The following is a 10,833-nucleotide window of genomic DNA, read 5'->3' as shown; positions in this document are numbered from 1 at the left end:
GGGGGGGGGGGGCGGCGCGGCCTGGCGCGGGCGCCGGGGGGGGCGCGCGGGGCGCCGCGGGGGGGGGGGGGGGGGGGCGCCCCCCCCCCCCCCCCCCGCCGCGGGGTGCTACTTGACGGGCTCCAGGACGGTGCGCCCGCCGAGGTACGGCCGGAGCGCCTCCGGGACCACGACCGAGCCGTCGGCCTGCTGGTGGTTCTCCAGGATCGCCACGATGGTGCGCGGGACGGCGACCAGGGTGCCGTTCAGCGTGGCCAGCGGGCGGACCTTGCCCTCCTCGCGCATGCGGATGCTGAGGCGGCGGGACTGGTACTCGGTGGTGTTCGAGGTCGAGGTGACCTCGCGGTACTTGCCCTGGGTGGGGATCCACGCCTCGATGTCGAACTTGCGCGCGGCCGAGGAGCCGAGGTCGCCGGAGGCGACGTCGATGACCCGGTACGGCAGCTCCAGGGCGTTGAGGAAGTCCTTCTCCCACTGGAGGAGCCTGCGGTGCTCGCTCTCCGCGTCCTCGGGAGTGGTGTAGACGAACATCTCCACCTTCTCGAACTGGTGGACGCGGATGATGCCGCGGGTGTCCTTGCCGTAGGTGCCGGCCTCGCGGCGGAAGCAGGACGAGTACCCGGCGTAGCGCAGCGGCAGCTTGTCCGCGTCGATGATCTCGTCCATGTGGTACGCGGCGAGCGGGACCTCGCTGGTGCCGACGAGGTACCGGTCGTCGCCCTCCAGGAAGTACACGTTCTCGGCGGCCTGGCCGAGGAAGCCGGTGCCGTCCATGGCGGCCGGGCGGACCAGGGCCGGGGTGATCATCGGGGTGAAGCCGGCCGCGGTGGCCTGGGCGATCGCCATGTTGACCAGGGCGAGCTCCAGCAGCGCGCCGGGGCCGGTCAGGTAGTACGACCGGGCGCCGGCGACCTTGGCACCGCGCTCGGTGTCGATCGCGCCGAGGATCTGCCCCAGCTCGACGTGGTCGCGCGGTTCGAACCCCTCGGCGGCGAAGTCGCGCGGGGTGCCGATCTCCTCCAGGGTGACGAAGTCCTCCTCGCCGCCGACCGGGGCGGCCGGGTCGATGAGGTTCGCCAGCGAGCGGAGCAGGCGCTCGGCCTCGTCCTTGGCCCCGGCCTGTTCGGCGTCGGCGGCCTTGACCTCGGCGGCCAGCTCCTTGGTGCGCCGGAGCAGGGCGGCCTTCTCGTCGCCCTGGGCCTTGGCGACCAGCTTGCCGAGCGACTTCTGCTCACTGCGCAGTTCGTCGAAGCGCGTGCCCGAGGACCGGCGGCGCTCGTCGGCGGAGAGGAGGGCGTCGACCAGGTCGACGTCCTCGCCTCGGACGCGCTGCGAGGCGCGCACTCGGTCAGGGTCCTCACGGAGCAGGCGAAGGTCAATCACGGGCCCAAGCCTACCGGGCGGGGGCCCGTCCACCGGTACCGGTTTTCCCCTGGGGATAACTCGCGCCGACCTGTGGATAACTGCTGTGGGGAACCGTTCGGCGGAAAGTTATCCACAGGCTCGCGGGCCTGCCTGTGGATGGCGGAGTGGCCTCGGTGGGCGGTGAGTCGAACCTGGGAATTGAGGTTTCAAACCTCATTTGACCTTCCCGGGGGAGGGAATTGAACCGCTCGGACGGGTGATTTGCTGGCACCCGGGTGACTCTGGTCGGATTAGTCATCTCTGCGACGCAAACCGATGATCCGACCGATACCTGCAGTGGCTATACCGGTTTGTCGACTCATCCCCAGACCTGTGGATAACTTTCGGCTGTGGACAGCGCACACCCCTGTGGACAAGCGCGTTACCGCGACGGCCGGCCTGTGGACAAGCGGCGGGCGGTCGACGGACGGCCGGTGCGGTCACCCGCACCGGCCTCCGGACCCTGTCGAAAACGGTCGGAAAAGGACAGGGAGATAAAAGCCGACGTTCAGATGTCGCCGCGGCCGTCGAGGCAGCGGGAGAGCCAGTCGGACGCCGCGCTGAAATCCGCGTCCGTGGTGCCCGGCCGCTGGTGCCGGGAGACCTGCTGATCGGCGCGCGGATAGGAGCCGAGGAAGCGCACCTGCGGGCAGATCCGCTTGAGGCCCATCATCGCCTCGGCCACCCGGCGGTCGCTGAGGTGTCCCTCGCAGTCGATCAGGAAGCAGTAGTTGCCGAGCCCCTCACCGGTCGGCCGGGACTCGATCCGCATCAGGTTGACCCCGCGCACCGCGAACTCCTGGAGCAGCTCCAGCAGCGCGCCCGGGTGGTCGTCCGGCAGCCAGACCACCATCGAGGTCTTGTCCGCGCCGGTCGGCGAGGAGACCCGGCCGGGCCGGCCGACCAGGACGAAGCGGGTAGTCGCGCTCTGCGCGTCCACGATGTCCTTGACCAGCGGGTCCAGGCTGTAGATCGGCGCGGCGAACTCGCCCGCGAAGGCGCCGTCGTAGCGGCCCTCGGCGACCAGCCGGGCGCCGTCGGCGTTGGAGGCCGCCGCCTCCCAGTGCGCGTCCGGCAGGTTGGCGGCCAGCCAGCGGCGGACCTGGGCCTGGGCCACCGGGTGGCTGGTGACGGTCTTGATGTCGGACAGCCCGGTGCCGGGCCGGACCAGCAGCGCGAAGGTGATCGGCAGCAGCACCTCGCGGTAGATCATCAGCGGCGCGCCGGCGGCCAGCTCGTCGTTGGTCGCCGTCACGGCACCCTCGACCGAGTTCTCGATCGGCACGAACGCGCCCGACGCCTCGCCGCCGCGAACGGCGTCCAGGACCAGCTGCACCGAGTTCATCGGCACCAGTTCCCGGGTCGCCGCCTCGGGCAGGGTGCGCAGGGCCGCCTCGGTAAAGGTGCCCGCCGGCCCGAGGTACGTGTAGCGGGTTGCCGACATGACGCCTCCAAGGGGACAAGGGGACCGTGCGGGGAGAAGGGGCGGCCGTGCGCCGGGCGACCGGCGCGGTGGACTGCCGTGAACCGGCGGACCGCCGTCGAACGGCGGGCCTCCGGGGGCCGGCGGCCCGCCCTGCGGGGCGGACTGCCGAAAGGAGTCACCTTAGTCACTCCGCCCGCCGCCCACGATCGCGTTTCGCTCCGTGGGCGGCGCAGTGGTAGGCCGGGGGCCGGTCAGTCCACCAGGGACTGCCCGACGTAGCCGCCCTCCGGCGCCCCCGGCGGGACGGCGTACAGCCCGCTCGCCTCGTGCCGCAGGAAGCGGGAGAGACCGTCACCCCGGGCCAGCTTGCGCTGGACCGGGGTGAACCCCTTGCGGGGGTCGGCCTGGAAGGCGAGGAAGAGCAGCCCCGCGTCCGGCGCCCCGTCGGACGACAGGCCGTCGTGGTACGAGAAGCCGCGCCGCAGCATGGCGGCCCCGCCGTTGGCGGCCGGCGCCGCCACCCGGATGTGCGCGTCGGCCGGGACGGCCAGCGAACCGTCCGGTCCCTGCGCGCCGAGGTCCACGGGGGTGGACTCCACGGCGCCGGCGGGTGCGCCGAGCGGTGCGCCGTCCGTCTTGCGCCGTCCGATCACCCGCTCCTGCCGGTCGACCGGTAGCGCCTCCCAGTTGTCCAGCAGCATCCGGATCCGCCGGAAGACCAGGAACGATCCGCCGGCGAGCCAGGCCGGCTGGTCGCCGCCGGCGGCGCAGAACACCTTGGCGGCGAAGCCCTCCTCGCCGGGCTTGGGGTTGTTGGTGCCGTCGATCTGGCCCATCAGGTTGCGGCCGGTCATCGGGCGCGGGGTGGCCCCGGGCGTCCGGGCGAAGCCGGACGCCTGCCAGCGCAGCGCCGCGGTGCCGGCCGCCTGGCGCTGGAGCACCCGCAGGGCGTGGACGGCGACCAGCGCGTCGTCGGCGCCGATCTGGACGAACAGGTCGCCGTCGCCGCGGGCCGGGTCGAGGGCGTCGGCAGGGAAGGCGGGCAGCGGCTCCAGCCCGGCCGGGCGGCGGTCGACCAGCCCGGCCTTGTCGAACAGGCCGGCGCCGAAACCGAAGGTGACGGTGAGCGAGCAGGGCCCGGCGTCGAGGGCGACCTGGTTCTCGAACTCGTCGGCCGGTTCGCCGGCGGCGAGCCGGGCGGCCGTCCGGGACCAGCGCCGGAGCAGGGCGCGCAGCCCGTCCCGGCCGGCGCCGTCGGCCAGGTCGAAGGCGGCCAGCTGGACCCGTGCCTGCTGCGGTTCGAGGATGCCCGCCTGGCGCTCGCCGTGGAACGGCACCCGGGCCGGGCCGAGGGCGGGGGCCGCGCCCTCCGGTCCGGACGGCGCGGCGTCCCCCGGGCCGGAGCGGTCCAGGGCGACCGCCCCGGCGGCGCCCGCGCCCACCCCGACCACCAGGCCGGCCCCGGCCGTCCCCAGCAGCGTCCGCCGGGTGAGGCCGGCGCCGGCCTCGGGCGCGGCCCCGACGGTGTCGCTCCCGGCGGCACCCGCGTTCCCGCCGTTCCCGCCGTTCCCGGCGGCCCCGTTGTCCCTGGCGCTCTCGGCGCTCCTGGTGCTGTTGGTGCTGTTGGTGCTCTCCATGGCGATGGTCCGATCTAACCGATCTTCAGCTGCTTGATCTCGGTGGTCTGGTCGATGTCGGAGGATCTGACCAGCACCGACACCACCCAGTTCCCGGTCAGCGGCAGCTGCGCGGTGCCGGCCCAGCGCCCGGTGCCCTCGGCGGTCAGCGGGACGGTGAGCGGGCCGAGGTCGCGGTCCGGCAGGGTGAAGGCGAGCTCCACCTCCGGCACCTCGACCGGCTGCCCGTCGGCGCCGTCCAGCTTCAGGTGCACCTCGTTGGACCCGGTCCGCGCCGGGTTGAGGGTGACGGTCGCGGTGCCCCTGGCGTTCGGCGTCCGGCCCTTGGTGTCGTACGGGAGCTTGAGCTCCGTGGTCCGGCCGGGCACCGTCTGCGGTGCCGGCGCGCCGGTCGCGGGTGCCGCGCCGCCGGGCACCGGTGCGGTGCCGCCGCTCGCGGCCCCGGCCGCGATCTCGCCCGCCACCCGCCCGGGCGGCGAGTTGGTGAGCATCGTGGTGACCACCAGCACGGCCACCGCGACGCCGGCCTCGACCAGCACCGACCGGCGCAGCCCGGCCCGGTTCGGGGTGAGTCCGCGGTCCCGGCCGGCGTTCTCCCGGGCGGCCCGCTGCCGCGCCAGCTGGGCCTGCCGGACCGGGTCGTCGGCGGCCGACGCCCCGGCGGCGCCCTCCACGGCGCCGTCCGCAGCGCCCTCCGCCAGCCCGGCGGCCAGCCCGGCGGCCAGTCCGGCGGCCGGGACGGGGGCCGGGAGCAGGACGGCCGACGCCTCGGCGGGGGCGGCCCGCAGCCGGGCCAGCCAGGAGCGGGAGAACCAGGCGACGCCGAGCATGGCGACCACGAAGCCGCTCTTCACCAGCAGCAGCCGCCCGTACTCGGTACCGGTCAGCGCGCCCCAGGTGCCGAGGCCCCGCCAGGACTGGTAGACCCCGGTGCCGGCGAGCACGACGACCGAGCCGAGCGCGATCTTCGAGAACCGGTCGGCGACGTCCGCGCCGATTCCCTCGCGCAGGCCGACCAGCATCGCGGCCAGGCCGCCGAGCCACAGCGCCATGGCGATCAGGTGCAGCATGCCGAGCGGCAGCGCCAGCCAGACCTGGATGCCCACCGAGGCGTGGTCGGCGCCGACCCAGGTCGCCGAGAGGGCGACCGCGAGCACCAGTCCGGCCACGCCGAGGCCCAACCGGGCCTCGCGCTGCGGTCGTTCGGCGATCCGCTGCTCCAGCTCCCGCAGCTCGGCCTCCTCCAGGTCCTCGTCCGACCCGGCGGGCCCGCCGTCCGTCGGCTCCGCCGGTTGCGCCGTCCCGGCGCCCGCCGGGCGCGCGGCCGGCTGGCCGAGGTGGCCGACCAGCAGCGACAGGAAGACCCCGCTCGCCGCGAGCAGCAGCAACCGGGCCGCCAGCGCGGTGCCGATCCGCTCGTCCAGCGTGGCGCGGATCAGGGACAGGTCGAAGGCCTTCGCGAGCCCCGAGCCCCGCTCGTACGGGCCGCGCAGCATCAGCACCGCGACGGTGGAGACCAGCAGGGCCACCCAGCCGGTCATCAGCAGCCGCTGGACCGGGCGCCGGGCCACACCGGCGGGCCAGCAGGCCAGCACGAACCCGGCGGCGCCGACGAGCAGCGCGAACGCCCCGTACGCGACGGTCCGGCCGGTGCCGTAGAGCGCGGCGACCACGTCGTCCGCCTCGGCGCTCTGCAGCGCGGCGGTGGAGACGGTGGTGGCGGAGGGGGCGCCGATGGAGAAGGTGAACGCCCCGCCGATCGGGTGCGAGTCCTCCGAGACGGCCCGCCAGGCGACCGTGTAGGTGCCGTTCGCCAGCCCGCCGTTCAGCCCGACCCGGGCGGTGTTGTCCTTGCCGTCCGCGTGGACGGGGCCGCCCGCGTCGACGGTCCTGCCGGCGGGGTCGAGCACCCGCACCGAGTCCCCGGAGAGCGAGACGGCTTCGCTGAAGGTCAGCGTGACGGCCTGCGGCGCGGTGGGGAGCACCGCGTTCTGCACCGGGTCGGTGGTCTGGAGGGTGGCGTGCGCGGCGGCCGGTCCGGCGCCGGCGAGCATCAGCGCGAGCACCGCGCCGAGTACGCCGAGCAGTCCGGCGATCCGGCGTCCGAGGAGCGGTGGCAGCACGGCCTTCAGCATCTCGTGGATCCCTTACTGCTGGCCGGGGCGGTAGGTGAGTTCCTTGACCGGCACCTTGACCGAGATGGTGCCCGTCCGGGAGAAGGTCAGGTCGATTTCGAGCTCGTCGCCCAGGGCGGGTGACTTCTGCCAGTCCGTGATCATCAGGTGGGTGCCGCCCCGGGCGAGCTGCAGCGCGCCGTGCGCCGGGACGGGCAGCTTCTCGACCTGTTCCATGGTGGTGGCGGTGGAGCGGTGCATGGTGACCGAGCCGGCGCCGGGGCTGGAGACCTTGACCAGCTCGTCCTGCTCGCCGCCGTCGTTGCGCACCGTCAGGTAGCCCGCCGCCATCCCGCCGGCCGGCGGCAGCGGGATGTAGGAGTCGGCGACGCTCAGCCGGGCCGGTCCGCCGGACACCGCGCCGCCGTCGTCGCCCCGGTCGCCCGTCCCGCAGGCGACCAGGAAGGCGCCGCCGCCCAGTGCCGTCGCCAGCACCGCCCCGGCGAGCGCCGTCCGGCGGAAGCCGACGGCGGTGCGGGTCCCGGTGGCGCGGCGGACGGCGGGCCGGTCGGAGCCCTTCATGCGGCGACCCCCCTGGCGAGCAGCGGCAGGTCGTGCTCGAAGACCTTCTCCTCCGTGCCGCTGAGGTAGAGGACGTGCGCCTTGTCGTCGGAGGGCAGGAAGGCCAGCACCTGGGCGCCGTGGGTGGAGGTGACGGTGCCGTCGCCGTTGACCACCGGGTCCTCGATCATGATGCCGAGCGCCCTGGCGGCCGTCTTCACCTTGGCGAGGTCGCCGGTGAGGCCTATGAAGTCGCTGCCCATCGAGTCGAGCCAGGTGCGCAGCACCTGCGGGGTGTCGCGCTGCGGGTCGGTGGAGACGAAGACGACGTTGACCTTCTGCCGCTCCTCGGCGCCGAGCGCCTTCATCGCCACACCGATGTCGCCCATGGTGGTCGGGCAGACGTCCGGGCAGCTGGTGTAGCCGAAGAACAGCAGGGTGGCCTTGCCGCTGGTCTGCTTGCGCAGGTCGTACGGCTGGCCGGCGGTGTCGGTCAGCTGGAGGTCCGGCTTCTCGAAGTTCTTGCCGAGCACGGTGCCCTGGTAGGGCGAGTCGGCCTTCAGCTTGTTGACCTTGGCGGGGCCGGGGGAAGCGCCGTCGGATCCGCAGGCGGTCAGCGTGAGTGCGGCGGCCAGCGCGACGGCGACGGCGCCGGCCATCCGGGCGGTGCGGGCGGGACGGGCGGTGCGGTGGGTACGAGGCATGGGAGGGTCCGATCGTGCGCGGTGGATCACCGGCGGGGCCGTACCCGGGACGCGGGTCACGGGTACGGCCTGCGGCGGGCACGGCCCCGCCGGTGCTGGGGTCAGGAGGCCGGGCCGCTGCTCTTGCGGCGCAGGCCGAGGATGCCGAACGCGGTGCCGATCACGCCGACCACGATGCCGACGACGCCCAGCACCCGGGCGGTGGAGTCGCTCGACCCGGAGTCGGCGGCGGCCTCGTCCTTGGCGCCGGACTCGCCGTGCCCGTGGCCGTCGGCGGCGGCCGTCGGGGAGGCGGTGGCGGTCACGCCGTGGCTGTCGGCGGAGGCGGCCTTGGTGAGCTTCAGCACCGGCGCGGGCTTGGCCGGCTCCGGCTGGCCGTCCTTGGCCTCGTCGATCCAGCGGACGATGTCGCCGTTCTCGTAGCTCTGCAGCGCCTTGAAGACCAGCTTGTCGGCGTCGGTCGGCAGCGGGCCGAGCGAGACGCGGAACTCCTGGAACTGGCCGGGGGCGATCTTCACACCGGCGTCGGCGGTCCAGGTGATCTTGGAGACGGCCTCGTTGACGTCGTTGCCGTGCACCTTGATCGGCTTGTCGAGCTTGGCCTTCTCGACGGCGGTGGTCCAGCCGGGCAGCGGCTGGGTCCGGACGGAGGCCAGCGGGTGGTCCAGCGGGAGGTTGATCTCCAGCTTCACCGTGCCGGCCGCGTCGTTCTCGTTCGGCACCCGGAAGTCGACCGCGGTGTAACCGCCCTGCTCGGCGCTGCCGGGGTTCACGGTCACGTGGGCGAAGGCGGGGCCGGCCAGGACCACCACGGAGGTGGCGGCGGTGAGGGCGACGGCGGCGATACGGCGGGAGGGAAGGGAACGCATGGTGTTCGTGGTCTCCGATCGGAGGCTCGGCGGGCAGGCCCGCTCCCGGGCACGGGGCTTCCGTGCCACGGCGGGGCCGCGCGGCGTGGGGAGGAGTGGGGGGAGGGGCCGCAGGACCGCACGAGCGGGCGGGTACGGCTCGACTGCCGCGTACACCCGGATCCGGTACCGCTGGGGGAGGCACCGGGGACGGCGGGTCAGTACGCGAGCGCCCCGAGCGGCGGACCGCGCCGCACCACGCTGTGCCGCAGCGCGGCACCGGCCGGCACGCGGTCGTCCCCGTCACGGCCGCCGGACCGGCGGACCGGGCCGCCGGGCGTGCCGAGCAGGCCGCGCAGCAGGACCGAGGCCAGGACGAAGGCCGTCCGCAGCGGTGTCGCCCAGTGCTCCCGGGCCGCGGCGGCCGTGATCCGCACCAGCCGCCAGAGGGCCGCCTCGCCGCGCCGGAGCCACCAGCCGGCCACCAGGGCGGCGGCCAGGTGGCCCGCGAACATCGACGGCGTCATCCCGAGCACGCCGCTCTGCCACCACGGTGCGGTCGCGTACTCCTGCGGGTCCAGACCGGCGCCGGCGACCAGCTGCTCGGCGGTCGGACTGCCGGGCAGCCCGATCAGCGTGCCGGGCCGGGCCTCGTTGCAGATCAACCGGCCGGCCACCTGCGGCAGGGTCAGCGGGCCGGAGCCCGCCGCGCCACCGTGGTGCGAGCCGGACCCGGCACCGGCGCCCGCGTGGCCGCCGAGGGTGTGGAAGAGGACGTGCAGTCCGAACTGCGCCGCGCCGAGCGCACCGGCGATCGCGGTGAGCGAGCGCTCCCGCCCGCCGAACGCGACGGCCGCCACCAGGACGGCCGTGAAGCCGGTCGCGAGGGCGGCCGGAGCCACGTTCCCGCCGCCCGCCAGGGCGTGCCCGGCGGCCGCGATCAGCGTGCACACCAGGGCGAACGGGACCGCCCGGGCAAGCCGCAGGTCCCAGGCGGCGACCCCCACCGGAGCGTCCGGTACGGGGGCGCCCGGGTGGGGGGCGGCGGCTGGGGCAGTCATGGCCGGGCCATCATCTCATCGCCTACCGCTGCCGGATCGGCAGGGTGGGAAATCCCTACGAATGCCCCGTTCGGCCCCGGCGCACGGGCCCGGACGTGCGCCGCTCGGCACAGAGCCGGGCCCCAGTCCATCCGCCGAACGGGCGGTAGCGGACCTCCGGCACGGTTCACCCCGGCATCCCCCGGAGATACCTCGGTTATATGTGGAGCCGCAGCCAGGAGGGACCTCCCGTGGACATCTGGTGGACTCTGCACCTCAAGCGCGACCCGGCCAGCGTGCCGCTGGCCCGCCGCATACTGCTCGGTGCGATGGCGACCGCGGGCGTCGACCCGCAGATCGCCCACGACCTCGGTGTCGCCCTCAGCGAGGCCTGCGCCAACGCCGTCGAGCACGGGACCGGCGACGGGCCCGACGAGGGCTACCAGGTCACCGCCTCGATCAGCGGCGACCTGCTGCGGATCGAGGTGACGGACTCGGGGCCCGGCCTGCCCGCCCCCGCCCCCGGCGGCCACGCGTCGCGCCGCCCGTCCCCGGTCCAGGCCCCGCCGGCCCGGCCGGCACCGCGCCGCCGCAGCCGGCGCGGACGCGCCACCGTCCCCGGTCCGCTGCTCACGGCGCACCGCCCGCGCCGCGACGGCCGCCCGTACGACACCCACGTCCTGCCGGGCGGGTGCCCGGACGCCGACCCGATGCCGACGCTCCGGCCGGTCGACCTCGACATGCTGCCCGAGCTCACCGCGGAGTCGGGCCGCGGCCTCTTCCTGATCCACGCGCTCACCGATCACGTCCGGCTCCGCAACCATCCGCTCCGGGGGGCCATCGTGAGCTTCGACAAGATCCTCAAGTGGCAGGACGACGCCCTGCTGCGCGCCGCGTCCTGAGCAGGCTCGGCCGACTCCGCGGGTGCCGCTCGGGACGGTGCGGCTAGGGACGGTGCCGCCGTGAGGGGCCGACGGTGGGACGCGGGAAAGGGTGCGCACGGCCGTGCGCCCCCCCCCCCGCGCGCCCCCCAGGGCCACCACACCGCGCGCCCGGCCCGGGGGTCGCGGGGCGAGGGGGCCCCGCCCGCCGGCCCGGC

General features: G+C 74.9%; 9 protein-coding genes. 1 reads left to right on the top strand and 8 read right to left on the bottom strand.

Features of this window, described 5'->3' with window-relative positions; genetic code table 11:
* Positions 1-108 precede the first annotated feature (108 nt).
* The 8 genes from serS to ACFWIC_RS13760 form a co-directional block, all read right to left on the bottom strand.
* Entirely contained in the window at positions 109-1,383 is a 1,275-nt protein-coding gene (gene serS / locus ACFWIC_RS13795) for a serine--tRNA ligase (RefSeq protein WP_380354520.1), read from the bottom strand.
* Positions 1,384-1,912: 529 nt separating this feature from the next.
* Positions 1,913-2,848: a prephenate dehydratase gene (pheA, locus tag ACFWIC_RS13790; RefSeq protein ID WP_329884688.1), complete on the bottom strand. Its 936-nt coding sequence runs from the start codon at positions 2,846-2,848 to the stop codon at positions 1,913-1,915.
* 233 nt (positions 2,849-3,081) lie between these two features.
* Positions 3,082-4,467, bottom strand: a complete 1,386-nt coding sequence (efeB, locus tag ACFWIC_RS13785) for an iron uptake transporter deferrochelatase/peroxidase subunit (RefSeq protein WP_380518366.1) — start codon at positions 4,465-4,467, stop codon at positions 3,082-3,084.
* A 14-nt stretch (positions 4,468-4,481) separates the two neighbouring features.
* Complete coding sequence (locus tag ACFWIC_RS13780) at positions 4,482-6,602, bottom strand: FixH family protein (protein WP_380518363.1); 2,121 nt, start codon at positions 6,600-6,602, stop codon at positions 4,482-4,484.
* A 12-nt stretch (positions 6,603-6,614) separates the two neighbouring features.
* A complete protein-coding gene (locus ACFWIC_RS13775) occupies positions 6,615-7,163 on the bottom strand; it encodes a copper chaperone PCu(A)C (RefSeq protein WP_329949691.1) in 549 nt (182 codons plus the stop codon).
* Positions 7,160-7,846: an SCO family protein gene (locus tag ACFWIC_RS13770; protein ID WP_380354530.1), complete on the bottom strand. Its 687-nt coding sequence runs from the start codon at positions 7,844-7,846 to the stop codon at positions 7,160-7,162. Before ACFWIC_RS13770 ends, ACFWIC_RS13775 begins: the two co-directional genes overlap by 4 nt.
* Before the next feature lie 101 nt (positions 7,847-7,947).
* Positions 7,948-8,715 (bottom strand): YcnI family protein, encoded by a 768-nt coding sequence (locus ACFWIC_RS13765; RefSeq protein WP_329884683.1) that lies wholly within the window; start codon positions 8,713-8,715, stop codon positions 7,948-7,950.
* A gap of 197 nt (positions 8,716-8,912) precedes the next feature.
* Positions 8,913-9,755, bottom strand: a complete 843-nt coding sequence (locus tag ACFWIC_RS13760; RefSeq protein ID WP_329949694.1) for a hypothetical protein — start codon at positions 9,753-9,755, stop codon at positions 8,913-8,915.
* Positions 9,756-9,985: 230 nt separating this feature from the next.
* On the opposite strand from ACFWIC_RS13760, the gene ACFWIC_RS13755 reads away from it, so the two are divergent.
* On the top strand, positions 9,986-10,636 hold the full coding sequence (locus tag ACFWIC_RS13755) for an ATP-binding protein (protein WP_329884681.1): 651 nt from the start codon (positions 9,986-9,988) through the stop codon (positions 10,634-10,636).
* Positions 10,637-10,833: the final 197 nt, after the last annotated feature.

This window comes from Kitasatospora sp. NPDC127035 (genome assembly GCF_042726075.1).
GTDB lineage: Bacteria > Actinomycetota > Actinomycetes > Streptomycetales > Streptomycetaceae > Kitasatospora.
This window is presented reverse-complemented; position numbering and strand designations above follow the sequence as displayed.

Coding starts and splice junctions, on each gene's coding strand:
- ACFWIC_RS13775 (WP_329949691.1), bottom strand. CDS start 7,163: ATGAAGGGCTCCGACCGGCCCGCCGTCCGCCGCGCCACCGGGACCCGC.
- pheA (WP_329884688.1), bottom strand. CDS start 2,848: ATGTCGGCAACCCGCTACACGTACCTCGGGCCGGCGGGCACCTTTACC.
- ACFWIC_RS13780 (WP_380518363.1), bottom strand. CDS start 6,602: ATGCTGAAGGCCGTGCTGCCACCGCTCCTCGGACGCCGGATCGCCGGA.
- ACFWIC_RS13765 (WP_329884683.1), bottom strand. CDS start 8,715: ATGCGTTCCCTTCCCTCCCGCCGTATCGCCGCCGTCGCCCTCACCGCC.
- ACFWIC_RS13760 (WP_329949694.1), bottom strand. CDS start 9,755: ATGACTGCCCCAGCCGCCGCCCCCCACCCGGGCGCCCCCGTACCGGAC.
- efeB (WP_380518366.1), bottom strand. CDS start 4,467: ATGGAGAGCACCAACAGCACCAACAGCACCAGGAGCGCCGAGAGCGCC.
- ACFWIC_RS13770 (WP_380354530.1), bottom strand. CDS start 7,846: ATGCCTCGTACCCACCGCACCGCCCGTCCCGCCCGCACCGCCCGGATG.